General features: G+C 42.7%; 26 protein-coding genes. 17 read left to right on the plus strand and 9 right to left on the minus strand.

Going from position 1 to position 25509, the window contains the following annotated elements; all coding sequences use genetic code 11:
• The 12 genes from IE104_RS16760 to IE104_RS16815 form a co-directional block, all read left to right on the plus strand.
• Positions 1–783, plus strand: a 783-nt coding sequence (locus tag IE104_RS16760; RefSeq protein ID WP_229838055.1) for an endonuclease/exonuclease/phosphatase family protein, incomplete at its 5' end; no start/stop codon positions are given.
• Between the two features lie 143 nt (positions 784–926).
• Positions 927–1322 (plus strand): hypothetical protein, encoded by a 396-nt coding sequence (locus IE104_RS16765; RefSeq protein ID WP_189420665.1) that lies wholly within the window; start codon positions 927–929, stop codon positions 1320–1322.
• A gap of 155 nt (positions 1323–1477) precedes the next feature.
• A complete protein-coding gene (locus tag IE104_RS16770; protein WP_189420667.1) occupies positions 1478–1825 on the plus strand; it encodes a hypothetical protein in 348 nt (115 codons plus the stop codon).
• 485 nt (positions 1826–2310) lie between these two features.
• Complete coding sequence (locus IE104_RS16775; RefSeq protein WP_189420669.1) at positions 2311–2730, plus strand: hypothetical protein; 420 nt, start codon at positions 2311–2313, stop codon at positions 2728–2730.
• Positions 2731–2869: 139 nt separating this feature from the next.
• Positions 2870–3373 carry a hypothetical protein gene (locus IE104_RS16780; protein WP_189420671.1) on the plus strand — a complete coding sequence of 168 codons (504 nt, stop codon included), beginning with the start codon at positions 2870–2872 and terminating at the stop codon, positions 3371–3373.
• A gap of 144 nt (positions 3374–3517) precedes the next feature.
• On the plus strand, positions 3518–4738 hold the full coding sequence (locus tag IE104_RS16785) for a hypothetical protein (protein WP_189420673.1): 1221 nt from the start codon (positions 3518–3520) through the stop codon (positions 4736–4738).
• A 142-nt stretch (positions 4739–4880) separates the two neighbouring features.
• Positions 4881–5375 carry a hypothetical protein gene (locus tag IE104_RS16790; RefSeq protein WP_189420675.1) on the plus strand — a complete coding sequence of 165 codons (495 nt, stop codon included), beginning with the start codon at positions 4881–4883 and terminating at the stop codon, positions 5373–5375.
• Between the two features lie 154 nt (positions 5376–5529).
• A complete protein-coding gene (locus IE104_RS19210; protein WP_189420677.1) occupies positions 5530–5883 on the plus strand; it encodes an energy transducer TonB family protein in 354 nt (117 codons plus the stop codon).
• A 133-nt stretch (positions 5884–6016) separates the two neighbouring features.
• Entirely contained in the window at positions 6017–6415 is a 399-nt protein-coding gene (locus IE104_RS16800) for a CPCC family cysteine-rich protein (protein WP_229838057.1), read from the plus strand.
• Positions 6416–6511: 96 nt separating this feature from the next.
• Positions 6512–7003 carry a DUF7000 family protein gene (locus IE104_RS16805; protein ID WP_189420679.1) on the plus strand — a complete coding sequence of 164 codons (492 nt, stop codon included), beginning with the start codon at positions 6512–6514 and terminating at the stop codon, positions 7001–7003.
• Positions 7004–7136: 133 nt separating this feature from the next.
• The gene (locus IE104_RS16810; protein WP_189420680.1) at positions 7137–7478 is read left to right on the plus strand and encodes a hypothetical protein; all 342 of its coding nucleotides are present in this window, start codon (positions 7137–7139) and stop codon (positions 7476–7478) included.
• A gap of 287 nt (positions 7479–7765) precedes the next feature.
• Entirely contained in the window at positions 7766–9136 is a 1371-nt protein-coding gene (locus IE104_RS16815) for a PQQ-dependent sugar dehydrogenase (protein WP_189420682.1), read from the plus strand.
• An 82-nt stretch (positions 9137–9218) separates the two neighbouring features.
• Here IE104_RS16815 and IE104_RS16820 read toward each other — a convergent pair whose 3' ends face one another.
• Positions 9219–10937, minus strand: a complete 1719-nt coding sequence (locus IE104_RS16820) for a bifunctional protein-serine/threonine kinase/phosphatase (protein ID WP_189420684.1) — start codon at positions 10935–10937, stop codon at positions 9219–9221.
• 142 nt (positions 10938–11079) lie between these two features.
• Complete coding sequence (locus IE104_RS16825; RefSeq protein ID WP_189420686.1) at positions 11080–12555, minus strand: MFS transporter; 1476 nt, start codon at positions 12553–12555, stop codon at positions 11080–11082.
• Between the two features lie 648 nt (positions 12556–13203).
• Here IE104_RS16825 and IE104_RS16830 point away from each other — a divergent pair.
• Both IE104_RS16830 and IE104_RS16835 read left to right on the plus strand, forming a co-directional pair.
• Positions 13204–14607: an MFS transporter gene (locus IE104_RS16830; RefSeq protein WP_229838117.1), complete on the plus strand. Its 1404-nt coding sequence runs from the start codon at positions 13204–13206 to the stop codon at positions 14605–14607.
• A 227-nt stretch (positions 14608–14834) separates the two neighbouring features.
• Positions 14835–16562: a bifunctional protein-serine/threonine kinase/phosphatase gene (locus IE104_RS16835; RefSeq protein WP_189420687.1), complete on the plus strand. Its 1728-nt coding sequence runs from the start codon at positions 14835–14837 to the stop codon at positions 16560–16562.
• A 49-nt stretch (positions 16563–16611) separates the two neighbouring features.
• Here the strand turns inward: IE104_RS16835 and IE104_RS16840 are convergent, their stop codons facing one another.
• The 5 genes from IE104_RS16840 to IE104_RS16860 all read right to left on the minus strand — a co-directional run bounded on the left by IE104_RS16840 (position 16612) and on the right by IE104_RS16860 (position 20801).
• Complete coding sequence (locus tag IE104_RS16840) at positions 16612–17049, minus strand: 3TM-type holin (RefSeq protein ID WP_189420689.1); 438 nt, start codon at positions 17047–17049, stop codon at positions 16612–16614.
• Positions 17046–17534 carry a glycoside hydrolase family 108 protein gene (locus IE104_RS16845; protein ID WP_189420691.1) on the minus strand — a complete coding sequence of 163 codons (489 nt, stop codon included), beginning with the start codon at positions 17532–17534 and terminating at the stop codon, positions 17046–17048. The genes IE104_RS16840 and IE104_RS16845 overlap by 4 nt, the downstream gene beginning before the upstream one ends.
• Positions 17535–17737: 203 nt before the next feature.
• Positions 17738–18325 (minus strand): GNAT family N-acetyltransferase, encoded by a 588-nt coding sequence (locus tag IE104_RS16850; protein WP_189420692.1) that lies wholly within the window; start codon positions 18323–18325, stop codon positions 17738–17740.
• Between the two features lie 118 nt (positions 18326–18443).
• Positions 18444–20432 carry a TonB-dependent receptor gene (locus tag IE104_RS16855; RefSeq protein WP_189420694.1) on the minus strand — a complete coding sequence of 663 codons (1989 nt, stop codon included), beginning with the start codon at positions 20430–20432 and terminating at the stop codon, positions 18444–18446.
• 60 nt (positions 20433–20492) lie between these two features.
• Positions 20493–20801, minus strand: coding sequence for a hypothetical protein (locus tag IE104_RS16860; RefSeq protein ID WP_189420695.1), 309 nt, complete (start codon positions 20799–20801; stop codon positions 20493–20495).
• A 130-nt stretch (positions 20802–20931) separates the two neighbouring features.
• Here IE104_RS16860 and IE104_RS16865 point away from each other — a divergent pair, with 130 nt between their 5' ends.
• Both IE104_RS16865 and IE104_RS16870 read left to right on the plus strand, forming a co-directional pair.
• Complete coding sequence (locus IE104_RS16865) at positions 20932–21543, plus strand: flavin reductase family protein (RefSeq protein ID WP_189420697.1); 612 nt, start codon at positions 20932–20934, stop codon at positions 21541–21543.
• Between the two features lie 31 nt (positions 21544–21574).
• The gene (locus IE104_RS16870) at positions 21575–22372 is read left to right on the plus strand and encodes a DUF2726 domain-containing protein (protein ID WP_189420698.1); all 798 of its coding nucleotides are present in this window, start codon (positions 21575–21577) and stop codon (positions 22370–22372) included.
• A 53-nt stretch (positions 22373–22425) separates the two neighbouring features.
• On the opposite strand, the gene IE104_RS16875 is transcribed toward IE104_RS16870, so the two are convergent.
• Both IE104_RS16875 and IE104_RS16880 read right to left on the minus strand, forming a co-directional pair.
• Positions 22426–22986, minus strand: coding sequence for a PA14 domain-containing protein (locus IE104_RS16875; RefSeq protein WP_189420700.1), 561 nt, complete (start codon positions 22984–22986; stop codon positions 22426–22428).
• A complete protein-coding gene (locus tag IE104_RS16880) occupies positions 22986–24500 on the minus strand; it encodes a phospholipid carrier-dependent glycosyltransferase (RefSeq protein WP_189420708.1) in 1515 nt (504 codons plus the stop codon). The genes IE104_RS16875 and IE104_RS16880 overlap by 1 nt, the downstream gene beginning before the upstream one ends.
• Positions 24501–24765: 265 nt before the next feature.
• Here IE104_RS16880 and IE104_RS16885 point away from each other — a divergent pair, with 265 nt between their 5' ends.
• Complete coding sequence (locus tag IE104_RS16885) at positions 24766–25428, plus strand: SDR family oxidoreductase (protein ID WP_189420710.1); 663 nt, start codon at positions 24766–24768, stop codon at positions 25426–25428.
• Positions 25429–25509 lie beyond the last annotated feature (81 nt).

Consider the following 25509-nt stretch of genomic DNA (forward strand, 5'->3'; position numbering starts at 1 on the left):
CCGCTTAGCTCGGCGTTAACTAGTACACGAATGAAAATAATTACATGGAATTGCAATGGTGGCCTTCGGAATAAAACTGCGGAAGCAGATTTATTGAATGCTGACATATTAATTATTCAAGAATGTGAAAGCCCTGAGCATTCTACACCGGCCTATAAAGAGTGGGCAGGTGAATATCTTTGGGTGGGTTCGCATAAAAATAAAGGCATCGGTGTTTTTCCGAAAAACGGAAATAAAGTAGAATCACTTAATTGGTCGGGCACTTTTAAACTCTCTGGCTTAAGTAGTTCAAGTCCTACTCTAACTTGGAACACTGCTGAGCTAAATTTATTTCTTCCGTTTTCTATTAACAACGAATTTAATGTGCTGGCAGTATGGACCAAAGGAAAAGACTCAGAATCATTTCGTTACATTGGGCAGCTTTGGAAATATCTGCAAATTCACCGCTCTGATTTAGCAAGAAATAAAACACTAATTGTAGGTGACTTTAACAGTAACAAAATATGGGACAATGTAGACCGTTGGTGGAATCACTCCGACGTTGTTAATGAACTTCGTGAAATTGGTATAGAAAGTTTGTATCACCATTCCAAAGGTGAAGCTCAAGGTTGTGAAACCAACCCTACATTCTATTTATATCGTAAATTAGAACGCCCATATCATATAGATTACGTTTTTTGTTCTTCTGACTTGCTCAATAATTGTGAGCTAGAAATTGGTAGTGTTGAAAACTGGCTTAAAGTAAGTGACCATCTACCTTTGAGTGTAAAACTAAATAGTTAACAAGTCGCTCAAGCACCGCACACTTCGTGTGCTGGACAGTTTTTAAGTCGCAGTTTTGTGGTTTTGCTGCGCAAAAGTATTCCACAAAACTACAACTTAAAAACTGCCGCTTAGCTCGGCGTTAGCAATTACAGGAAAATAAATTGGAGTACACCCTAGCTAGGAAACAACCTGAAATTCTTGGGCAGTTATGTCAGGGCTTTTATTTATTACAGCACCAAGTAGCTTTCAATATTTCTGACTTTGCTAACGTGGCATATTTCAAATTTGAAAATCGTTGGGTTCGGCTTTATTTTGAACCCAATATAATTTTTTGGGGTGAGCATGAGCCTCCACAAGAACCAGAAAACTCTAATTTAGAAAGTATGCTTGTTCTTGTAAATCTTAATGAAATGAACGGTATTGTTGGTTTTACTTTAAATTCTATTGAATATGGCCTTAAAGGAAATAATGTATTTGCTTCTTTAACCTTTGAGGGCGGTAAGTGTTTAGTGTTTTCACATAGTTCTGAAACAGATACAACTAGCATACGTTGCTAACAAGTCGCTCAAGCATCGCACACTTCGTGTGCTGGACAGTTTTTAAGTCGCAGTTTTGTGGTTTTGCTGCGCAAAAGTATTCCACAAAACCGCAACTTAAAAACTGCCGCTTAGCTCGGCGTTATAAATGGAACGAGTACCATCGAGAAATAAAAATGGAAAGAAGCCCTGCTGAAAATTCAATTAGAAACTACGCTGCCAACTTGGCTTGTATAAGCGCCTTCTATGCTGGCTTTGCTTTTTTCAATCATCTATTTTTATATGACATAGCTATACTTTCAGTGCTTTCTTTATGGCTCTTCAAAAAGCAATCTTTAACAGGTGCAATTTTAGCTTTTATGTTTGGTATAGTTGCTGTCCTTTTTGCTTTCCAGCAACCAACATTCGCTGGTGGTTGGCATCTAGCTCTTGCATTTTGGTGGGTATGGTCTGGGGGCGCCTCAATCTATTTTGTTTTAAAGTTAAAACGTACCTCTAACGAATCAAAAGCCAAAATCTTGTAGAACGCAAAAGCAAAAAATTTATAACAAGTCGCTCAAGCACCGCCACTTCGTGGCTGGACAGTTTTTAAGTCGCAGTTTTGTGGTTTTGCTGCGCAAAAGTATTCCACAAAACCGCAACTTAAAAACTGCCGCTTAGCTCGGCGTTATAGCGTGCGAATTGTTTCTAAACGTACTTTGTAGAAGTTTTTTGCCAAGCAAATACTTTTAAGTTTTATCGTAACTTTCAAAGTGCGCAGTGTCGTTCCGGTGCCAGTAGAAAGCCTGCGCTAAACGCACTTCGCATTGTGGGTTGCCACTAAGGGAAATTGTTGCGAGCATTAGCATCAGCAATTTTAATCGGCAGCTTCGGTTGGTTTTGTGGAAATGTAGTTTCTAAAAGTGTAAACCATCGCTGCCATAACAAAACGCGTCAGGCTCGCACACTTCGTGTGCTGGACGCATTGTAAGTCGCGCATTTAGCGAATCGCTGCGCGAAGTTTATCGCAATGCGCAACTTACAACGCGCCCCTGCGCTCCACGTTAAGCAGGGAGTAGCCAGAATGGCTAGAACATTGAATGCAAGTATTGTAATTTTTTGCCTTTACGGAATATTTTTATCGATTCTCTACGGCAATACATTTCTATTTTTCCCTGCGGTATTTGGTGTGTTCGGTCTTCTGGCCGCATTTAAAGGTGGGACATTTTTGACGGCATTAAAAATACTTTCAGCTTTAAGTATATTGGCGCTTATAATTATTCTAATTTTCCATTATTGGTTTGTGCCTCAAATGGCTTCAAATGGTAGTGAAACATATACCTTTTATGAATCAGCTGACGAGACACGGCTTATTCTTGTCGCAGTAGTTCCGTTAGTCTTTCTCATAGGCATCCAATTTTTGTTGTTTTATAAAAAAAGGCATGCTTAACAAAGCGGTCAAACAACGTTCCGCTTCGCTCCACTGGACAGAATTCAAGTCGCGGTTTTGTGGTTTTGCTGCGCAAAAGTATTCCACAAAACCACCACTTGAATTCTGCCGTTTACCGCGGCGTTAGAGCAAAATTAGTATGAAATTACTTTATAGGTTCGCTCTTTTAATCTTGGCTTTCTTTCAAAGCATTGCTTACGCCGGATGTGAAAATTCTAGCGTAGAAAAATTTGCTAGAGACTTTTTTACGTTTCATCGCGATTTTTACTACTCAGAGCCCTCAAAAGTTAAAAATCTACTTTCGCCTGAGTTCTACAACATTCTGGAAAATGAATACAAATGTAAATCGAAAGGTGAACTTTGTGCAATTGAAACAGATCCCTGGGTGAGTGCGCAGGACGGTGAAATCGTTGAGCCCATTAGCTTTATAATTACAAGCCAAGCTGCTCTTAGCGCATCGGTAAAAGTGAATTACCTTTTTGTGCTTTCCAAAAGACAAAAGGAAAATCGAGCTGTAACCTTGCAACTCCTAAAACTGAATAATAGTTCTTGCTGGTTATTGGCTGATCTCATTACGCCAAAGGAAGGCTCGTTAAAGAAATATGTTCAAGCGTGGCAATCGGAGTACGGCAAAGCGCTCTAACAAGTCGTTCCAGCACCACTACGGCGCTTTGCGCCTCCGTTGGACGGATTTTAAGTCGCAGTTTTGCGGCTCGCTACGCTCACTTTACCGCAAAACTACAACTTAAAATCCGCCGCTGAACTCGGCGTTATAAAGGAACCGTACATGGAAGGAATATTTGCACTATTTCTGTTGCTTTTATTGGTTGTATTTCTGCTGCTAGTTGCAGCTATACCATCTATATTAAATTTACTCATATCTTTTTCTGCATATTTTATATTTAAAAAAATCACTAAAGCGCGAACAATATCAATTATTGTTGTAGTTGCCATATCGATAGCATTAACTTTTAACCTTAGATCTAAGGAGGTGCTGAGTGATATATTAAGAAACGATAACAATGGCTCTGTTGTGAATAAAATATCCATCAAGAAAAATGAATCGCTATTTATAGACTCCAGCATAGAAAATATTTCATATAGAGAAAGTAAATTTTCGACTTTATCAATTGAAGCTAGCTCTAATTGTGGTTGTATTTTCCAAAAAAATCCGAAAATAATGCAAGAAAACATATACGCGTCAATTTCTAAACTTGGTATAGCTACATCTAATATCGAAAAATCAGCCTACCAATTATATGTAAGTTCAGTCAAAGAAAGTGGTGTTGAAAAAATCAGTTTAGTACTATCTAAAGGTGGTAAAGCTTTAAATACAAGAACAATATCTACAAGGCAAAATTATAGAGGCGAAGGGTATCTACTAGAAAGTGAATTTTCATCGTCCGCAATTATTAATTATATTTTTGGTTACACCTTTTGGGTTCCTATATTTGAAAGTTTATTTGATCAATCGCCTAAAAGTGAAATTTTCTACAGCGCTTTAGAGTCAATGCTGGTGGTTGAGAATGAGCAAATTCTAAGTAAGGAAGCTGTAGCTATTTTCGTTCCTTCCTCTTCAATAGATCATTTAAGTTTATTGGAGCCTGCGAGAAGTGGAAAACAAATTGGGTGTGATTCGGAAAAAATTTCATTAGACTCTATCGATTGGTCAAAGCATGTGTTGGTAGTACGTGGCAATCGAATACCTGTAAGTGTGGGCAATACATTCGAAAGTATTGTATGCGCCAATGGTACAATCTATGTTATTTCGACACCTTCAAACTATGAGAATTCTTTTGAGGTATACGAGTTTAGTAGTGAGGGTGTTCCTATCGCACATGCCAAATATCGGATAGATCCAGTTGAATGGAAGGGTTATCCTAGAAAACCATTAGTATATTTTCAAAAGAATGGCGACTCTCTATCTTTGGGTGTGTTAGATATTAATGAGGAAAGAACAATTAATAAGCTATATTTTTACAATATAAAGGTCCCCAGTAGTATTTAGCTTTTATAACAAGTCGTTGCAGCCTCAGTCGCTACGCTCCTTGGACAGTTTTTAAGTCGCGGCTTTATGGTTTTGCTGCGCAAAAGTATTCCATAAAACCACAACTTAAAAACTGCCGCTGAACTCGGCGTTAGAGTAAATTATGCCGGATTATCATTCTATATTTGAGCACAATAACCATGTGCTAATAGCTACTGAAGATGTATTGAAAGAATTCAAGGAATCATGGAAAAGCTATCATCCAATTTCAAATACACATTTACAATATGCAAACCAAAAGGCTTTTGTGGAAAGTATTTCCTACTATCATGGTGGAGCACCGCTCTACACACTATTTACCTATGAAGCAAACGGCTCCAAAAAATCAATTCCGGCCATATGGCATGAATGCCTCCTTAAAGAGGCTGATCCATCTTGGAAAAAAATACCAGCAAATGAGGTCCTAAGCGTTAATGCTGAGGTTAGAAATGGAATTCCAGTAGTTGTGGTAAAAAATATCAATACAAACTTTGAATATTTAGTCTCACACAAAGTTCAAAACGAGCTTGCGGCTAAAGACATGCAAGTAGTATTTAACTGTCGAGATTTACAAATGGTGGCTTTGAAATATGGTTTTGATTTGGAACCCAAGTTTTAAAGCACTCTAACAAGTCGCTCAAGCACCGCACACTTCGTGTGCTGGACAGTTTTTAAGTCGCAGTTTTGTGGTTTTGCTGCGCAAAAGTATTCCACAAAACCGCAACTTAAAAACTGCCGCTTAGCTCGGCGTTACGTGAGGCGAGAAGATTTATATGCTAATTCGACACATCATAAAAGCAAAATCACTTCTCGTACTTACTTTTCTATTGTCTGTTACATCCCAGGCGGATGATACAAACAAATCTATATCGCCATGTACGCCGCACACTAAGCCTATTTCGGTTGGGCCCAACGTTAATCATCTCACTGACTATAGGGGAGAGGGAGGTACGGTATTAGTTCAGCTTATTGTAACTTCTACTGGTAAAGTAATGGAGCCAGCTGTAGTAGAATCAACAAATCCTGAATTAAATAGCCTTGCGCTAAAAGCTGCTAACCAGTTTCGCTTTAAGCCCGGCAAGCAGCCGTGTATATTTAAAATGCCCATTAAATTTACTGTAAACTAATTTCATTGCCATACAGTCACATTTTTAAAATTCAAATTATTCGTAGTGAAAATATCACGTAACAAGTGGCTCAAGCGCAGCACACTTCGTGTGCTGGACAGTTTTTAAGTCGCAGTTTTAACTAGGCGTCCCCATGGGTTTGCTGCGCAAAAGTATTCCACAAAACCACAACTTAAAAACTGCCGCTGAAATTAACCTTAGGTGTCATGGAGAGAATGTGTTGAAACATACTTGTCCTTGTTGTGGCTATAAAACTTTAGATGAGCCAGCTAAAGGTACATATGATATTTGTGAACTTTGCGGCTGGGAAGACGATTTGGTTCAAAATGAAGATCCAGATTACGAGGGTGGAGCCAATGGCATTTGTTTGCGTGAAGCCCAGCATGAATTTTTAAAAGAGTTTCAAGGCGCCGGGGAATATGAAAAAGATGCAGAATGGAGGTTATTAGAGCCGCCTTCGAAAGAGTCACGTTTAAAAAATAGTAAAACGAACTTTATAGTTAATAGCGACGGTGAAGCAAAAAAATCGTAAAAATAGCTCTAATTCTTAATTCGTGTTTTTTTGCTTTACTTAAATGTGGCCGTTAGCCGCGGCTTTATCTGTAAGTAAAAATTAGGAACGCCTACTATGTCAAATGAAGGCTTAAATTCTCGGATGCCGGCTTATAAGAAAACTTTCGCTAGTGGCGAGATTCAAAAAACTTACCAAGGCTTGGTTGGCGTCGTTCAAAATCTAAGAACTGATTTTTCAAAAATATTTGAAAACGAATATACAGTCGCAAATGTACTTCACGGTTACATCGACTTTACTTATTTCTATCTGCAGAACGATTATCTTAAAAAGCGAAAGCTTAAATTCGCTATTGTGCTAAATCATCAGCAAGCTCACTTTGAATTCTGGCTTCTCGGCCAAACTAAGGAGGTACAAATAAGTTATTGGAACAAATTAAAGGGTTTTAGATGGGTTAATAGTGAAGAAATGCCTAAGTTCTCTATATTTGAATTTGTTTTGTTGCCTGCACCGGATTTTGACAATTTCAAGAATTTATCAAAGTCCATTCACGGTGCATTTGGTTTGGCGTCAAAGGAGATACTTAACACCCTGAAAGCATACAAATAAATAGCACCTAGCACGATCATCAAGCGGATGCATTTTGTTGCGCATTTGCATTTGCGTTGTTCATTCTGTGTAACACAGAAGCGCAACAAAAAACGCACCACTTATAACAACGTTATGTTTCCCGAGGTATTAAATGAGCAAGCAATACACTGATAATTTAGAAGAAATTGCAACCTACGGTTTTGAAAAAATTGACCCGAATGAAAAGGTAGAAGTAAATTTAAAAGACCTTATGTATGTATTTGCTACGTTGCTTGAATACCAAAGGTTCTTTCATCAACCCGCACACTACCAATCCATGAAAGATATCGAAAAGTTTTTAGGCTCAGTTGCTGAACCATCAGGGTATAAATTGCTGCATATTTCAATACACGAAAAAATGCGGAAAATGCTTCCTGAATACATAAAAGAAAAATATGGCGATGGTGACTTTGATTGTCCGAAATTTCCTTTCTATTACGATGCAACAAGGTAAAACATAACACGTCTCTCATGTACCGCATGCTTCGTGTGCTGGACGGTTTTTAAGTTGCGGTTTTAACTAGGCATATTGCCACTAGAGCCTTGTGCAACTTTGCGCTCGGTCGCCCGTTTTCCTTTCGTGGTGTCGCTATTTAGTCAAGCGCTACACTCACGGCTTGAATTACGAGATGCGTTCATTTTTGTAAAGCAAGTTGCCTATAGTGTTGACTAGCTTTTAAATACTGCTTCGCCTGCGTGATTACTGATAGGCTACTGAAATTCAATTTAATGGTGATTGGTATGAATAGCTACCTGAAATTTGGCGCGATATTGTGTGGTTTGGTGCTGGCGGCAACGAGTATTGCTGCGGAGACTGGCGGTGATTTGTATGCGACCTATTGTTCCCAATGTCACGGTAAAAATCGCGAAGGGGCTGTTGGCCCCAATTTGGTTGATGCAACCTGGATTCACGGCGAGCCGACTAAAAGTCGTTTAATAGACATTATCAGTAAGGGCGTTGCTGATAAGGGTATGCCTGCCTGGAGTAGCGTACTCAACAAACAACAATTAGCGCAGCTTGCCGATTTTTTGTTAACCAAGCCTGTGGCAGTTAACACAGAGGCAGCAAGCGCAGCAGAGCTGGCTAAGATACGTGTGCCTAAAGGTTTTAAACTGTCGGTATATGCTGATGGTGTGAGTAATGCGCGTGGCTTAGCTATTGATGAAAACGATGTGGTTTACGTAGGTTCACGCAAAGCAGGAAAAGTTTACGCCTTGGTTGATGCGAATAAAGATGGCGTAGCAGACAAAGTTATTACGGTTGCAGAGGGTTTGGATTCGCCTATTGGTGTAACTGTCCTCAATAAAAATTTGTATGTGGCTGAAGTTGGCCGTGTGATTCGTTTTGACGACATCAGTAAAAATTACGCGAACAAACCTGCGTATAAAATTGTAAAAGATGATTTACCTAATGACCGCTGGCACGGTGAAAAAATTATTAAAGCGGGGCCAGATGGAAAACTTTATATTCCAGTTGGCGCGCCTTGTAATGTGTGCGACAAGGAAAATGGCCCTCATACAAAAATTTATCGCATGAATCCAGATGGCTCTGATTTCAAACCTTTTGCAAGTGGTATTCGAAATTCTGTTGGATTTACCTGGCATCCACAAACGCAGGAGTTGTGGTTTACCGATAATGGCCGCGATGAGTTGGGTGATAACACGCCTTCTTGCGAATTGAATCGCGCACCAAAAGCTGGAATGCATTTCGGTTTTCCTTACTGCCATAGCGGTGTGTTGCTTGACCCGGAATTTGGTAAAGGAAAAAGCTGCAGTGATTATGTGGCACCTGTAGCGCAACTCGGCCCACATGTTGCGCCTCTTGGTCTTGCATTTAATACGGGGAATCATTTCCCTGCACAGTATCGTAATCAATTGTTTGTAGCGGAGCATGGTTCATGGAATCGCACGCAAAAAATTGGATACCGCGTGAGTGTGGTGACGCTCGCAGGAAATCAATTGTTAAGTGATACTCCTTTTATTGAATTCTTGCAGGATGAAAATGTGCTAGGTCGCCCCGTTGATGTAGCTTTTTTGAGTGACGGTTCTATGTTGATATCAGATGATGATCGGGGTCGCGTCTATCGAGTGACTTATACAGGCAATAAATAATTAGCTATTCGCATAAAAATGAAAGAGGCCGATGTATTTTATGCATCGGCCTTTTTTATTGGATTTTAAATTGTAAAAATGACTAGCGCTTCCAAAATAAAATAATAATAGCTGCCAACCAACCGCTGACGGCGAGCATCTTCCACACTTTATCTGGATGGCGTTCCATTAGCGGTTGCTGGCGTTGTGTCAGCCATTCCGGATTGGGGCGTTTTAAATCCTGAAACCATTCTGATAAGGCTTCGTAGCGCGCATTGGGATAAATACTTAAGGCTTTTTCCAGCGCTTTGTCTAACCAATAGGGCACAAGCGGATTGTGTTGCATGGCAGAAATATATTTTAATTTTTGGAAGCTGTGCAAGTCAGTTGCATTACCGTAGTTGGCGCCATAAGGCAATTTGCCTGTTAGCATTTCGTATAAAAGCACGGCTAGAGAAAACTGGTCAGATGCAGGGCCAACTTTGCCGCCGTATCTATATTCAGGCGCAGAATAATCGGCGGTGCCTAAAATAATATCGCGCGTAAAAGGCGCAATGACTTCTTCAACGCCTGCGACCCAGCAAGAACCAAAATCAACAATCATTGGTCCTTTGGAACTAATTACAATATTGTCCGGTTTTAAATCCTGATGCAGCGTATCTTTGCGATGGAAAACGCGAATGCCGCGAATTAAATGTTCAACCAATTCCACCGCATCCACAATCGCCAATTTGCCTCGTTCTTTTAATAATTGCGTGAGCGTTGGGCCACCAATATATTCTGTTAAATAATAAAGGCATGAGCGTGATTCCGGCGCGGGTATTACACGCGCAACACCGGCCCCGTGAATGCGCGAGCCAATCCAGGATTCCATAACGAAGCGCTCAATATAAGCGGGGTCATCCTGAAAATTCACCGAAGGTGTTTTCATGACCAGCGGTGTACCTTTTTCATCTTCAACTAAATAAACCTGGCTACGTGTCGACTCGTGCATAATTTTTTTTACGCGCAATCCATCAATTACCTGCCCTGGTGATAAAAGGGGCGGGAAGGGCAGGCGCGATAACACCTGGATTGCTTCGCTCTGGGTGGCGCTGCCCAGTTGTTCAATGGCTACCGCTTGGATACTGATATTGTCATCGCTGTTATGTGTAAGTGCTAATTCAATTGCGCTGTTGACCAGTGTGTCTAAATCACTGCGATTATTTTTAATAAGGTTTTTAAATTCGGTGGCGGGAATAAATTCATGAATGCCATCGCAACTCAATACAAACACATCTCCCACTTCGAGCTCGATGGTGTGCATATCAACTTCTAAATATGGATCTGCCCCCACGGCGCGGCTTAAATAATTTGTGTCGCGATCAATGCGTTGGGTATGGTCACGGGTAATGCATTCAAAATCTTCTCCACGCAAACGATACACGCGTGTATCGCCCACATGAAAAATAAATGCGGTAGAACCTTTTAATATCAGTGACGAAAAAGTGGTGAGGTAGCCTTCGCCGTAAATTGAATTTTGGCTGCGGCCAAACAAGCTTGAGTTAAGTGCTTGTATGACGCGCATGGCAGATTGCTGCGTGCGCCAGGTATCCGGTGTTGCATAATAATCAGTGAGAAAACCTGCAATTGCTGTTTGGCTTGCTTCGCGCGCGGCCATGCTGCTGCTCACACCGTCGGCAATCGCAATCGCAATACCTTTGTTGGTGAGTGCGTTGCCATCGGGAATGCGTGCGCCTACGGTGTCCTGATTTTCTGGTTTGCGGCCAGCTTCACTGCGCTGTGCAAATTGGACACGCAATGTAGATTGAAGGTGATCCATAAAAATTTTTCGCGAGCTGTGATAAAAATTAATACAAGTGTAATAGAAAAGCCCGCAAGAGCGGGCTAATTCTTAAAACAGTTTTTGGTAAATCAGATTAAGCAACTTTTTATTATGAAGCTTTCTATTATGAAGCTGCCTATTAGGCAACTTCGATTTTTTGCAAGGTTCCGTCTTCGTTTACTTCTACTGTGTGGCCTTTAGGTTCTTTAAGGAACTGGATGAAGATAAAAGCCAAGGCTGCGGCACCTGCAAGCACATAGAAGAAGGTATGGATATTTACAAAGGTATTGATAGTGAGGAACGCAAGGCCACCCACGTTACCGTAAGCACCGGCCATACCAGAGATTTGGCCAGTCATGCGGCGTTTGATCAGGGGCACTACTGCGAACACAGAACCGCAACCCGCTTGTACGAACAGAGAGCAAATAAATACAGCGGCGAATGCTAAGGCTAATGGCCAGTTGCTGTTAATTTGCGATAAGAGTACGTAGCCAATTGCGATGCCGCCAAAAATCACTGACATAGAAAAGCGACGACCTAATTTATCGCTCACCCAACCACCGCCGGGGCGTGCAACCAAATTCATAAATGCGAATGAACCACCGAGCATTGCCGCTTGTGAAATACTTAAGCCTTTAAATGTGTCCATAAAGAATGCAGGCAATACAGATACAACCGCTAATTCAGAACCGAAGCACGCAAGGTAAGCCCAGCTTAAAATCGCCACTTGTTTGAATTCATATTTGTCGTGCTCTGGCACACCGTTTTTCAGCATATCTTTGTTAACACGATAGATTTGTGAAAATTGGAAAACGAACAATGCAATCAACACAACATACAAAATATTAGTGGTGGTAGCGCTTAATAATTTCAAATTCGCTGGTGACATCTTCCACGCAAGCACAGCGAGAATTAAATACATAGGTACGTTCAAGGCAACATAGAACCAGAAATCTTTTTTGCTGCTCACCTCCAAACCGCCAGATTTTTTTGGTTTGAAATAGGTAGAGCCTTTAGGTGTGTTGCGTGCGAATACGTAAAATATCACGCCGTAAACTGCTGCCAAAATGCCCGCAGCGCTCATGGCATAACGCCAGCCATCAACACCACCGAAAACGTGAATGGCGAGGAAGGGCAAAGTAAAACCTGCAGCGGCCGCACCAAAGTTACCCCAGCCACCGTAAATACCTTCTGCCAAACCAACTTGACGAGCAGGAAACCATTCACTCACTAAACGAATACCAATTACAAAACCCGCACCTACAAAGCCCAACATAAAACGGAAGAGTGCAAGTTGTTCAAAGGTTTGCGCAGAAGCAAATGCAATCAACACGATTGATGAAAGAATTAATAAAGCGCTGTAAATATTTCGTGGGCCGAATTTATCAACAAGGCTGCCTACAACAATACGTGCGGGAATTGTCAGTGCAACGTTCAATGTCAGCAGCGCTGCCCATTGTTGTGGCGTCATTTGTACGGATTGCATGATGAGTGGTTTTAATGGCGGCAAGCTAAACCACATCACGAAAGTCATAAAGAAGGCGAACCATGTTAAGTGCAAGGTCGCAACGGATTTATTGGAAAAGTCCAACAGGTTTAATTTTGAAGTGCTCATGGCGTTTATCCAAACTGGTGAAAACACAGTGGCCTCTTTTCTACTTTTGATAGTGAGAGGTGCTCAATGGGGATTTTGCAACGCCTGTGCCAATGCCTTATTTGTTGGCGTAAAACTCATAAATTTAGCCAAATGAGGTGGCTTGGTGCATTTTTGCTGTTCGGACATGCGCTAATTGATATCCGAATAAAGCAAAAGTGATTCATTGTGGTGCGTTTATGGTGTGTTACGGGGAGTATGGTGAGATTTGCAGCGGATCAGCCAAGCGACGGGGAGAAACTGATAATTTTTGTTTGAGAATGGCGCAGCGCGATCTTGAGGCGAGGTTGGATGGGGTAGGTTTAGCCAGGAAACGATCTTTTGTTGTTCCGTTTCTGTTCTCAATGTGTGCGTTTTTGCCTCCGCTAATTGCACTACTTTTGAATTTGTTGTGGTGCGCCGTGGTCTTTATCTGGGCATTTTGGCTGTAAAAATGGCCAGGTTTTAATCTGGTGCAATCCTAAAAGCCTTGATTCACCGATTTTTATTATAAGTGGCGTAAATATTGCCTTAGGTGCTCCATCGTAAAACCTGTTGGAGTTAGTGGTGAAAAATTCTGGTGCAAATATTAATTTTTTTTCCTTTACCGGAAAAACAAAAATCCTCCATATGACATGGATGGCTTTTTTTATCACTTTCGTGGTTTGGTTTAACCATGCGCCCCTTTTAGTTGCAATCCAAAGCACTTTGGGTCTCGATGACCAACAGATTAAGACGCTCCTTATCCTCAACGTAGCCCTCACAATTCCTGCGCGTATAGTAATTGGCATGTTGGTAGATAGTTTTGGACCGCGAAATATTTACTCGCTCTTGCTGTTGATTACCGGCGCTTTCTGTTTTTTCTTTTCGCTCTCTACCAGTTTTGAAATGCTTGCTCTTGCGCGCTTCCTGTTAGGTTTTGCAGGTGCAGGTTTTGTAATTGGCATTCGCATGATTAGCGAGTGGTTCCCCGCGCGCCAGTTAGGCTTGGCAGAGGGTATTTATAAAGGCTTGGGCAATATAGGTTCAGCGGCTGCTGCCATAAGCTTGCCGACGCTCGCTTTGGTGTTGGGTGGCGATGAAGGTTGGCGTTATGCGACGGGGATCACCGGTGTGATCGCCATTATTTATGCGGGCATTTATTACATGTCGGTGCGCGACACCCCGGCCGGTTCAACTTATTTTAAACCCAATAAATCCGGTGGTTTGGCTGTTACCAGTAAAAGCGATTTTATCCAGTATCTGTTAATCAATATTCCTATGTACGGCGCTTTGTCGCTACTGACCTGGAAAGTGCAATTGTTGGGGCTCATTAGTCACACCGCACTGATCGGTATTAATGCAGTTCTCATTGTGCTGTTTTTATTCCAGAGTAAAAAAATCTACAACGTGAATGCCGAGATTTTCCAAAAGCCGGTCGAAAAAATTCATCAATATAAATTTAAACAAGTCACCATTTTAAGCTTGGCTTACGCCGTTACTTTCGGTTCTGAATTGGCGGTGGTTTCTATGCTGCCACTGTTCTTTAAAAATGTTTTCCTGGTTCCAGTTGCTTTGGCTGGTGTATTCGGCGCTTGTTTCGCGGCCATGGATATTATGTCCTGTCCATCGGGCGGTTGGATTAGCGATAAATTTGGCCGTAAAAAATCGCTGATTGTGTTGTTGTTTTTAGCATCGGTCGGCTTCTTTGTTATGTCGCGTATCAATGCTGATTGGCCAATTGAAGTGGCAGTAATCACCATGATGTGCAGCTCATTCTTTTTAGGTTCTGCAGCGGGTTGTGTGTTTGCTGTTGTACCCCTGATTCGCCGCAGCCTTACCGGGCAAATCGCGGGGATCGTGGGCGCTTATGGAAATATAGGCGCGGTGATATTCCTGACCGTATTTTCATTTGTGAGTACACCTGCATTTTTTATTACTATCGCGGCTAGTATTTTTGTGGCTGCGGTTGCAGCGATTTTGTTGGACGAGCCGAAGGATAAAATGTTTGAGGTATTACCAGACGGCTCTGTCCAAATGATTGAAGTCCACTAATGGAGCTTCATTGTTTGAGCGATAGCGGCGTTATTTGCGTGCTCGAATCCTCATTTACTATAAGTAAACTCCGGTTCTGTGCGCGCAAATGCCTTGCTCTCATCTCAAACACTAACGCTCTGTAGGTTGTGTGCATTTTTTTAAGAGGGAGTCGTCATCCTCGCGCAGCGGGGATCCAGCTCTTAAAAAACTTTCGTAATAAAAAGTTGGATCCCCGCTGCGCGAGGATGACGACNACTTTCTCTGTCGGGCAATACTCGAGTGCGGGTGTTAAGGCGGATAATGAAGATGCTATTGGCATTCGTATTCCTGAAGGAACTTTGCTGAGTACCAAAGGTGCGGCGGCAATTATTGCGGATGGTGTGAGTGCGGCTGAGGCGGGTAAAGAGGCGAGTGAAACTTGCGTGCGCAATTTCCTTGTCGATTATTTCTCTACACCCGATACCTGGACGGTAAAAAAATCTACTTCTCAAGTGCTGATCGCGCTTAATCGCTGGCTCTATTCGCGTGGGCGTGAATTTCACGAAGCTAAAAAAGGTTATGTCAGTACTTTTAGCTGCATTATTTTTAAATCACATAGTGCACATATTTTCCACGTAGGTGATTCCCGTATTTATCGTTTGCGCAACGGAAAGCTGGAGCAATTGACGCGCGATCATCGCACAGTTATCAGCGATCAGGAATCTTATTTAGTTCGCGCCATAGGTCTGGATGTGTCGCTTGATGTTGATTGCGGGATTCATGAAATTGAAGTTGGCGATACCTTTTTATTATCAACTGACGGGCTACACGATTTTATTAAGCAAACTGATATTGTTAATGCGCTGGAAAATTCCGGTGAAAATTACGATGAAGCTTGTGCACAGTTGGCGCATCTTGCGTTAAGTAATAAGAGTGATGACAACATTAGCTGCCAGATTATTCGCGTAAATAGTTTGCCAGAAGAAAATATTGAAGACGCTACGCAAAAATTAACCGCGCTACCCTTTCCACCGAATCTGGACGTCGGAAAAATTATCGATGGATACCGGATTGAAAAAGAATTGCACGCAAGCAGTCGCAGCCAGGTGTATCTGGTATCGGATATAGAAACTGGTGAGCGTTTTTGCATGAAAACGCCTTCAGTCAATTTTGAAGATAATGCAGCCTATATCGAGCGTTTTGTTATGGAGAGTTGGATCGGTAGCCGCATCCACAATCCACATGTTGTAAAAATTATTAATCACAACAAGCCAAAAACCTGTCTCTATTACCTAATGGCTTATATTGATGGTATTACGCTGGCGCAGTGGATTAAGGAAAATCCCAATCCACCTGTGCAAAATGTTACCTATATCATTGAGCAGGTTGTTAAAGGCTTACGCGCATTTCACCGGCGCGAAACCTTGCATCAGGATATTCGCCCGGCCAACATTATGATTGACCGCAATGGCGAAGTGAAAATTATTGATTTCGGTGCATGTCTTGTAAAAGGTATTGCAGAAATTGCTACACCCATCAAACGCGATAATGTTTTGGGCACAGCGGAATATTCTGCACCCGAACATGTATTGGAGGCGACCTGTTCTGAGCAATCTGACATTTTTTCACTTGCCGTGGTTGTGTTTGAAATGCTCACGGGTGCTCAGCCGTTTAAAGGCAAGCTCGGGCAGTGCCGGTCGCCGCGCGCGTATCTCAGCACACAATATGTGCCCGCCTATGAATTAAACCCGCTGGTGCCGTTTTGGATAGATGCTGCCATTAAGAAAGGGCTGCGTTACGATCCCGGGCGCCGCCACGCGGATGTTTCTGAATTTTTGCATGAATTATTGCAGCCGAATCCAAAATACAAACAACAGTATCGTTCGATTTTGTCAGAGAAAAAGCCTCAGCGCTTTTGGCAGATTGTATCGGCGGCTTTATTGATAGCCTTGTGTGTGGAAACCTATTTATTAATCGGTAAGATGGCAGGTTGATTAAGTAGCGAACGCGTTAATTTTAATCGCAAAATTAACGCGTTTTTATTTACTTGAGGGATTTGGTATCCGTGCCTTTTAATTTATCAAAAGAGCGTAGCGTTCCTATACCGAGCATTCCCATAATCAATGGATAAAGTGCGTCGCTATTTGGTGTAGGTGGTGTCTCCATGCCGGGAATCCAACACAACAAGGGATAGAGAATAAATTGATAGAAAAGTGCAAGTGCGCCAACCCAACCAATTGCTGGTCGCCAACCTGCAACAAATAAGCTGGTGTGGGTCGCTTCGGTTTTATTGACTTCAGCTTGCGCCGTGTTTTGCTCGGCAATTAATTTGTTTTCCAGATAATCAAATTCGCGATTAGCTTTTAAAAATTCATTTTGCTTTTCCAATCGCTCTTCATCGGAAGTAAATAAATTATCGACTGTGTCGCCAATAGCTTTGACGGTATTGCCACCGTTAAATAATGTTGATAAAAAATTCATGCTGCACCTCCTAGCGCACGGTTAACCCAACCTAATAGAAACTTACTCTGGCTGCGATCTTTATTGCACAAGCTGGCGTAATAGCCGACTTTTACCAGCGTAAAATGCACGATAAATTCTTTTTCATTTTGCTGGTTAATTACACCAAGTGACGCGCTGCCAATAATGCCGTCAGCGGGTTTGATGTCTAACATGGATTGAGCCAAACGACTGGCGGTGCGCACACCCATGTTAACTGCGGTATCAAACAGATTTTCGGCAATCATTTGTGATTTCAAATCGTCACCGCGCACTCTATCCCAATAATCGCGTTTATAGATATCGCGCGCCTGTTGTTCGGTGAGATTGCGAATATCAACATTTGGGTATGCGGTTTGGGAAATTCCGTACTTGGTTGCGCCGCCTCTATCACCGGCAATGTCCGTAAATTTTGCGCCGCCCTCTTTCGCCAGTGTTTTTACAATGGCATCGTTAAAATTGGCCATGACTAATTCCTTCAGATGTGTTTATTTGTTGGTCGAAAACTAACCTGATTAAGCCTGTGATATTACGCGACAGACGTCAATCGTTTTGTGAGGTGTGGCGACAGAATCTGGCGCCTAAAACTTTTATTTGTGATTGATAAAATGAAGGAAGGTAATTTGGGGCAGTAGTTTGGTAAGTCGTTTGGGGAATGGCTGTAGCCGTTTTAACGCGAAGCAAGTTTATATAAAAGATTTTGTTTTACGCCGGGCCATTCATGCTTGACGATACTGTAGAGCACTGAATCGCGTACTCGACCATCGGGCATCACCATGTGGCTGCGGAGGATACCTTCTTCTTTTGCACCTAAGCGTAAAATCGCCTGGCGAGATGTTGAGTTTAAATAATCGGTGAGAAATTCCACCCGATTAAAATTCAGGTTTTCAAATGCGTGTGTGAGCAACAATAATTTTGCTTCAGTATTGAATAAAGTTTTCTGCCAACTTTTACCTAAAAAGCTATAGCCAATTTCTACGCGCTTGTTGGCGAGATTAGCTTTCATGAAGCGTGTAGAGCCGACTACTTTCGTGTTGTGTTTGTCGATGATTGCAAAAGTTAAGCCGTCACCCTGTTCAAAAAGTGTTTGGGCATTATCGAAAAACACGTCTAAATCATTGGGATGTGGAACCAGCGTGACAAATAGCTTCCATAATTCACCATCGCAAATAGCGTCGCATAAACCGGATTTATGTTCATGTGAAAGAGGCTCAAGACGAACAAGATTTCCTTCAAGAACAAGCGGTGTAAATGTCATAGCCTATAGCTCGTGATTCCAATTCGGTTGAACTATAACCACAATTTAATTATTTTTGAATAGCTTTATTCGCCGGTGATTTGTTTTAGGCGAATAAAGCTGCAAAGGTTAAACAGGATTAGAATTTAACTCTCATTCCCAGCTGAATACTTCTGCCGGCTTCTGGCGCTATGTCCCGCAAATAGGATGATGCATTGCGAATTTCTGCGTCGGTCAAGTTGGTCGCTTTTGCAAAGAGGGTGTAATCCGTACCTGCGCTGCTAAAGGTGTAATCGATTCGCGCATCAATGCGGTTGTAGGAATCGGTTTCACTTTCGTTATCACCTGCATGGTTTTGTTTTGATGTATGAGTGGCGCTAATGTTTGCGCTCCATTGATTGAAATTAAAATCCAGCGAACTGCCAATTCGCATAGGTGTAATGCGCGGAAGATCGCCACCATCATCCAAAGTTGCGCGTACCTTATCGCTGAATAAACGCAAATTCCAATATTGTGCAAATGGAATTTTTAATTCTGTTTCAAAGCCCTTAAAGGTGGCGTTTGCTTGGGTGTATTGGTAGCCATTGAGTTCATCAATAATTTCGTTGAGATTTTTAGCATAAATAAAATCATCTACCTTGTTGTAAAAAATACTGGTGGAAAATTGCAGCTTATCACCATGCCAGTGGTAGCCAAAATCTATATTGGTGCTGGTTTCTTCGTTGAGATTTTCATCACCTATTAAATAGCTTCCCGTTGCTGGATGTGGTCCATTCGCGAGCAATTCTTCTACACTGGGTGCTCGTTGTGATTGTGCAATGCCCAGGCTGAATTGTTGATCCTGGGTAAAATGCCAGGTAGTGGTAGCGGATAAGTTAATAGAGTCATGGCTAATGCTGTGTCCTTTTGATATTGCAGCTTGTGCATCGGGCGTAATTTTTTGTGAGTCGGCGCGCACTCCAATTTCGTAAGTGAAATTATTGTGTTTGGTTTCTTCTACAATAAAAATTCCTAAATTGCTGATGTCTGATTTAGGAATAAACGCTTCTTCACCTATGGCAGCAAAGGTGCTTTTTGCAGTTTGTACACCAATGGCACCGTTCCAATTTACATTAAATAATTCGAGCGGGTCGTGAATTAATTCGACGCGGCCTTCGTAAGCATCGTTAGTAAATTTTGTGCCGGGCTCGCCGTTTTCCATTTCTGTGTGTTGGTAATCATTGTGGCCAAGGCGTGCGCTGATTTTTTGGAAACCGTCAAATGGATTATTGAGTTCGCCTTTTACATCGTAACGGGTTTGGTGCATATCAATACGCACCAGTTCATCGCCATTCCCATTATGATCAGGAGGCACGCCATAATTGTTATCGAGCTTGTTCACACTTATGCCGATGAAATCTTCACCGCTAATATAAGACGCGCCCAGGGTGCCGCTGGTGGATTTTGCATCTGTATTGGGAATAAAACCTTTGGCTGCGTCAGCGTGGTCTTCTGGATTTTTAAAAGCGAAGCCGGGAGTTTCCATATTGTCGCTGTCGCGTTTTACACCATCGATATGAAACGCAAAATTTCCTGCGGCAGCATTAAGATTGGCAACACCGACGGTTTCATTGTTGGCGCTTGAATTGCGTAGCTCCGCACCGCCAGCAAAACTTTCAGGCAATTCGCTGGGAATGCGATTGTCTAACACGTTTACCACACCACCAATGGCGCCGCTGCCGTAACGCAATGCTGCGGGGCCACGCAAAACTTCAATCTTGTTGGCGAGCAGTGGCTCCAACGTCACGGCATGGTCAGGGCTCGCGGCTGAGGCATCCATTGAGCCCACGCTGTCTTGCATCACTTTTACGCGGTTATCACTCTGGCCACGAATAATGGGTAGGCCAACGCCGGGGCCGAAACTGGCAGAGCTCACGCCCAATTGCCCATTAAGGGTTTCGCCCAGAGTCGCCGCTGCGGCGTTTTGCAAACTTTCGCCACTCAAGAGGTTTACGGGTTTGTTTACAGCCTCAATACTTTTGGCAAAGGGCGATGCAGTCACTACAACTTCTTCAAGATCATCAGCAAAAGCGATGGGGCAGGCAGCAGCAAGCACTACCGCGAGATAGTGTTTCGGAAAATGGTTCATCTAAAAACTCCACAGCAAAGGGCGCGGCTACTCTAAAGTAGCCGCAATAAAAATAAGGGTTTAGCGAGTGCGGAGTAGAGCGGGAGGTGCGCGTATAAGCGCGAGGCGGCTTTTTAGGCGAGGAACAAAACGCGTGATCGACGTGCTTAGGGTTGCGGCAACTAGCAACGGAATCAGGATGAGGGCTGGCGAGCCAAGCAGCTTATCCAGTGACACTGAATGCTGGCAGAGTGCACATTGGTCATCTGCCTGGGTGAAAACGCCGTGAGCGTGACCTGCCTCCAGCACCGAGGTGAGCGCCAATACTGCCGCCGCGGCTATGAACCAAAGGCGCAGTTGTCGAGTGGATTGGCGAATGACTGTGAACATGGGGCGCAATCTAAAGAAGTTTTGTATGACTCGCAAGCGTTATATTATAACATTTGTAAAAAGGTTGAAATTAACGGAAGCTAAGGCCTCGTTAACTTTTATGTGTTACTTGTGAACTTTGATTCCCTCTATGAACTTTGATCCTCGCCTTATTGAAGCAGCCCAGTGTTACAAATTAATGGTGGGTAGTATCACCCCGCGTCCTATCGCGTGGATAAGTAGTTTGAGTTCCACGGGAGTGCTTAACCTGGCCCCTTATTCTTTTTTCACCGTGGCGAGTTGTAATCCTCCTGTGCTTGCAGTGACTCAGGTGAATCCGCGTGACCGTGCGGCCAAAGATACGCTAACTAATTTACGAGCGACCGGCGAATGCGTCGTCAATATTGTGAGCGAAGATCAGGCTGCAATAATGAATGCCAGTTGTGGTAATTATCCGCCTGAGATAAGTGAGTTTTCCGCGTTGAATATCGCGAGTGAACCGAGCCATTCGGTGAAAGTGGCGGGAGTGAAAGCAGCCAACGTAAGGTTTGAATGTAAACTGCGCGAAGTGCTGGCAGTTTCTTCACTACCCATGGGTGGGCACATGATGTTGCTGGATGTTGTGAGTATTTATGTAAATGAGTCGGTTCTTGTTGATGGCCAAATTGCGCCACACTTGTTAAATACAATCGGTAAGTTGGGTGGCGACTTATACACGGCAACTCACGAGCAATTTGAAATGGCTCGTCCGGATGTAAAATAACCAGGTTGAATTTTCGTATCGAGGTGGCGGAATGTGGGTTTTGTGGTTAGTGCTATTCATGGCGGTGGTGGGTTATTTTATTTATCGCACGGATAAAAAAATAAAATCGAAATTCGAGGATAAATTTAATCCGCACGATTGGGATCTGCCGCGTTCGGTAGAACTCACGGCTGAGATCAAACCTCAGCCGGTTGTCGCGCCTGTTGCGAATGTAAAGCTCAGCTATGAAAAAACATCTTCGGTTCTAAATGATGTTCAGCGTCCTATTTTTACCGCGCTACAGCAAGCATTGAATGGCGAATATATTTTGCTCACCAATATAAATGCGGGCGATGTTTTGAATGTTGGCGCCAGTAATAACCTGCTTGCGGTGCAAGTTGCGACTAAAAATATTGCCACAAAGCAATTTGATTTTGTTGTCTGCGAAAAAACGCAGTTGCGTGCAGTTTGCGTCATTATGTTGGGCGATAGTCTTGATCCATTACTGACTAGCATATGTGAAGATGCGCAATTGCCCTTGGCGCGTTTTAAAGTGCAGGCGAGTTATGATGTTGCCGTTATTCGTGCAAGTTTATTTAAAGCATTGGGCGTTGAGCAAGCTGAGGCAATATCCACCAATGAATCGGTTTTGGATATTGTTGATGAACCGGAAGTAAAAAGCCCAGCTAATAAAAGCGAGTTGACAGAAAGCGGAATTGCTTTAGAGCTTTGTCCTGAGTGCTCGGCGGTTATGTTAAAACGCAAAGCTAAAAATGGTGCAGCTGCAGGAAAATTATTTTGGATTTGTTCTACCTATCCAAAATGCCGTGGCGTCTTGCCTATAAAATAAAGGCAAAAAAATCCGGAAGCTTTACAGCGTCCGGATAATTTCTTTAAACAGAATTAAAAACTAATGTAACGCGAATTTTCCCCTGCTATATATTGAACTCCGTTATTCCCATAGGAATAACCCATGGTTAAACCGGCGTTGCCGTAACCCTGGAAGTAAACCAATTTAAATTTGTGCTCCCCTTCCATTAACCTGATTTGGCATGCATTGACAGTTAATGGGCGGTCATGAGTCCATTCGCACAATTGCTGGCCATCAATACTAAAAATAAAACCATCGTCGCTGCCAAGATAAAACACATAATCCCCAGCTTTTTTAACAGTGAAGGGTGCATTTATATCCACCCAAAAATCGCCGGCATAACCAATATCACCCAGTTTGGGGTGTCGAAAACGACTTTTATCTGCCAAGTCGATACGGTCGACTTTCACGGTTTTTGTCATTTCAATATCGCGTGGCTGATGAATATCGGTAATGGTTATGCGGTTTTTGCTGATCACCAAATCGAACACGCCGCTGACATAAGGTGGTGTAATTCGATAGATAATAGCCACTGCTATGATGGCTAGCATTACCGAAAACACAATGTTTCTATTGAACGGAATGGTTGTCATTATTGCACCACCTGTAATTTCCAAAAGCTAAACCAATTGCGCATTTCGAATTGATCTTCGGTGATGCCAATTCCATAAGTAAAGGGTGCAAAGAACGCGAATATCGCAATAACCAGCGCTATATAAAATCCGAAATTAATCCAGACGTGTTTGCTGTTGGCAATAATGTCATCGCGATAAATGTAGTTAAGGATCAGCGCAAGGTTGAGTGAGCCAAATACCAAAGGTATTAGGTAGTGATAGAGATACATCACACGTTCAATTTGTAAAATGGCAATCATGTAACTCAAGTACAAACCTGTGAAGACACAAATCCAATAAAACAAGGGTGTGTTTTTTTCTTGCTGGCCATAAATAAATTTGCTCATGATTAAACCAAGGCTCAATACAATTCCGGCAATTACGCTAAACCAAATGATCGGGTTTGCAATAATTGTCATGTATTTAACTTCGACTTTTCCATCTACCGTATCTTTATCCCAGCGATAACTGATAGTTTTTTTACCCAGCAGCCAATCCATTGGGTAACTTCCATTTTCATCGGGTTTACATTCGTCCAAACGCGGAACGCCGTCGGCGTATTCGCTCATGTATTTCCAGTTGTCGCGGAAACCAATCGCAAAGGTTGATGGGCTCCAGGTGTCGCCACGTTGAATTGCTTGTAGATATTCAGGTGATGCCTTGTAGGTGCGGTCGGCAATAACTTTGGTACCCATACCAATATGAATATAAAACACGCTGAAGAATACTAATAGAAGTGGTGCCACTCCTGCGGGCACGGCTATGACCAGACGTTTTAGCAGCGCGCTGTAATTAAGTGCTTTAATATTTTTCCATTGATCTACACCAAACAAAATAACAAACAGAATAAGTTCAATGGCACTTGTCACTTTCACACTCATCGCAAAGCCAATCAATGTGCCCAGTAATAGGTAATCGGTTAGTTTGATGGGGCGTTGGCTGGTGACGATGCGGACGAAACAATAAAGCTCGGCAAGAATAAAAAATATTTGAATTCCTTCAAGCATGGCGGCACGCGCCTGTATCACCAATGCATTGTCAAAAATAATAAAGCTGCTAAATAAAAAGGCAAATAAGGGTTGACGAGTAATATTGTTTAATATTCCGAAAAAAAACAAAACCGCTAGCGCCATCAAAACTACCGATGGCCAGCGATAGCCCGTAAATTTTGTGCCTGCTGGTGTGTCCGCTCCCTCAATATGATCAGTAATAACAAAATTATGTTTATCAATATTTTCGTTGGGGTTGATTACAACTTCTGCCAGCGCCATCAGCATTTTTCCAAGCGGCGGATGCGGCTCCATATACATCACACCTTGCACATGTTTTTCGGCAGAGGCGACATGGTAATTTTCATCCCAAAACATAGAGCTGGGTGAACCGTAGTGGATGAAATAAACACTAAAGGAGCAAATCAGCAATATAAGGGGATAGATATTTTTCAACAGCTGAGCATAAGTATCGCTCGCTATTTTTTGTAATTTCCTGGACATAGCATCAGCACTTATAAATTGGACATTGGGGTTGCGTCGGCAATATGAGGGTAGCCTGCCTTATTGAAATTATCTGGCTCCTCAGCGGGGAGAATCTTGCCTTGTTCTGATGCGCGGTGCAATTGAGATTAGGTTGCTAATTGTATTTATGAGCAATCATCAACCACGGTCAGGAAATTTGGCGGGCCTTTCCTGATGAATCCTGCTCCTTCGTGGAGTAGGATAATTTACCTGGCGCACAGCCCATCTTTTTAAGGAATTAATTATGAAAACAGTTGTTATCACCGGCGCTAACCGCGGCATTGGCTTTGCGCTTGTGCAGGAATATCTCGCCCAAGGCTGGCGTGTAATCGCTGTATGCCGTACGGCGTCTGCGGAGCTCAGCGCAACTGACGCACAAGTCATTGCCGGAGTAGATGTGACTAGCACCAAAGCAGTTCAGGAGTTGGCCACAAGGTTGTCCGACGTAAAAATCGATTTGTTGATTAACAATGCCGGAGTTCTACAGCACGAGCGTCTTGGCGAAATTGATTACAACACTGTGACTCAACAATTTTTGGTCAATGCCCAAGCACCCTTGCACGTGACTGAAGCGCTATTAAAGCACCTGAATGAAGGTGCAAAAATTGCGTTTATCACCAGCCGTATGGGCTCCATTGCGGATAATACCTCGGGTGGCTACTACGGTTATCGCATGTCAAAAGCCGCCTTAAATGCAGCGGCAAAATCCTTGAGCCTTGATCTGAAACCGCGCGGCATTTCAGTGGCGATTTTGCACCCCGGTTATGTTCAAACGGCCATGGTAAATTTTGGTGGCGATATTTCGGCCGCTGAATCGGCCAAGCGTTTAAGCAAACGAATCGCGGAATTGAATATGAGTAACACAGGCAGCTTCTGGCATTCTAATGGCGAACGCCTGGAGTGGTAATGATGGCTCGGTTTGGTTTTGTAAATTTTTTGTGATTAATCCTACAAATGAGGTACATTCTGCCCATAACCTCTAATAAAT

This window comes from Cellvibrio zantedeschiae (assembly GCF_014652535.1).
Taxonomy (GTDB): Bacteria; Pseudomonadota; Gammaproteobacteria; order Pseudomonadales; family Cellvibrionaceae; genus Cellvibrio; species Cellvibrio zantedeschiae.

What these genes read in the sequence shown, in the direction of transcription:
- IE104_RS16855 (WP_189420694.1), bottom strand. Translation starts at nt 20,432, where the DNA reads ATGAACCATTTTCCGAAACACTATCTCGCGGTAGTGCTTGCTGCTGCC.
- IE104_RS16775 (WP_189420669.1), top strand. Translation starts at nt 2,311, where the DNA reads ATGCGCAACTTACAACGCGCCCCTGCGCTCCACGTTAAGCAGGGAGTA.
- IE104_RS16840 (WP_189420689.1), bottom strand. Translation starts at nt 17,049, where the DNA reads ATGAATTTTTTATCAACATTATTTAACGGTGGCAATACCGTCAAAGCT.
- IE104_RS16790 (WP_189420675.1), top strand. Translation starts at nt 4,881, where the DNA reads ATGCCGGATTATCATTCTATATTTGAGCACAATAACCATGTGCTAATA.
- IE104_RS16880 (WP_189420708.1), bottom strand. Translation starts at nt 24,500, where the DNA reads ATGTCCAGGAAATTACAAAAAATAGCGAGCGATACTTATGCTCAGCTG.
- IE104_RS16845 (WP_189420691.1), bottom strand. Translation starts at nt 17,534, where the DNA reads ATGGCCAATTTTAACGATGCCATTGTAAAAACACTGGCGAAAGAGGGC.
- IE104_RS16770 (WP_189420667.1), top strand. Translation starts at nt 1,478, where the DNA reads ATGGAAAGAAGCCCTGCTGAAAATTCAATTAGAAACTACGCTGCCAAC.
- IE104_RS16815 (WP_189420682.1), top strand. Translation starts at nt 7,766, where the DNA reads ATGAATAGCTACCTGAAATTTGGCGCGATATTGTGTGGTTTGGTGCTG.
- IE104_RS16870 (WP_189420698.1), top strand. Translation starts at nt 21,575, where the DNA reads ATGTGGGTTTTGTGGTTAGTGCTATTCATGGCGGTGGTGGGTTATTTT.
- IE104_RS16885 (WP_189420710.1), top strand. Translation starts at nt 24,766, where the DNA reads ATGAAAACAGTTGTTATCACCGGCGCTAACCGCGGCATTGGCTTTGCG.
- IE104_RS16820 (WP_189420684.1), bottom strand. Translation starts at nt 10,937, where the DNA reads ATGGATCACCTTCAATCTACATTGCGTGTCCAATTTGCACAGCGCAGT.
- IE104_RS16865 (WP_189420697.1), top strand. Translation starts at nt 20,932, where the DNA reads ATGAACTTTGATCCTCGCCTTATTGAAGCAGCCCAGTGTTACAAATTA.
- IE104_RS16780 (WP_189420671.1), top strand. Translation starts at nt 2,870, where the DNA reads ATGAAATTACTTTATAGGTTCGCTCTTTTAATCTTGGCTTTCTTTCAA.
- IE104_RS16850 (WP_189420692.1), bottom strand. Translation starts at nt 18,325, where the DNA reads ATGACATTTACACCGCTTGTTCTTGAAGGAAATCTTGTTCGTCTTGAG.
- IE104_RS16875 (WP_189420700.1), bottom strand. Translation starts at nt 22,986, where the DNA reads ATGACAACCATTCCGTTCAATAGAAACATTGTGTTTTCGGTAATGCTA.
- IE104_RS19210 (WP_189420677.1), top strand. Translation starts at nt 5,530, where the DNA reads ATGCTAATTCGACACATCATAAAAGCAAAATCACTTCTCGTACTTACT.
- IE104_RS16800 (WP_229838057.1), top strand. Translation starts at nt 6,017, where the DNA reads ATGGGTTTGCTGCGCAAAAGTATTCCACAAAACCACAACTTAAAAACT.
- IE104_RS16785 (WP_189420673.1), top strand. Translation starts at nt 3,518, where the DNA reads ATGGAAGGAATATTTGCACTATTTCTGTTGCTTTTATTGGTTGTATTT.
- IE104_RS16825 (WP_189420686.1), bottom strand. Translation starts at nt 12,555, where the DNA reads ATGAGCACTTCAAAATTAAACCTGTTGGACTTTTCCAATAAATCCGTT.
- IE104_RS16860 (WP_189420695.1), bottom strand. Translation starts at nt 20,801, where the DNA reads ATGTTCACAGTCATTCGCCAATCCACTCGACAACTGCGCCTTTGGTTC.
- IE104_RS16805 (WP_189420679.1), top strand. Translation starts at nt 6,512, where the DNA reads ATGTCAAATGAAGGCTTAAATTCTCGGATGCCGGCTTATAAGAAAACT.
- IE104_RS16810 (WP_189420680.1), top strand. Translation starts at nt 7,137, where the DNA reads ATGAGCAAGCAATACACTGATAATTTAGAAGAAATTGCAACCTACGGT.
- IE104_RS16830 (WP_229838117.1), top strand. Translation starts at nt 13,204, where the DNA reads ATGACATGGATGGCTTTTTTTATCACTTTCGTGGTTTGGTTTAACCAT.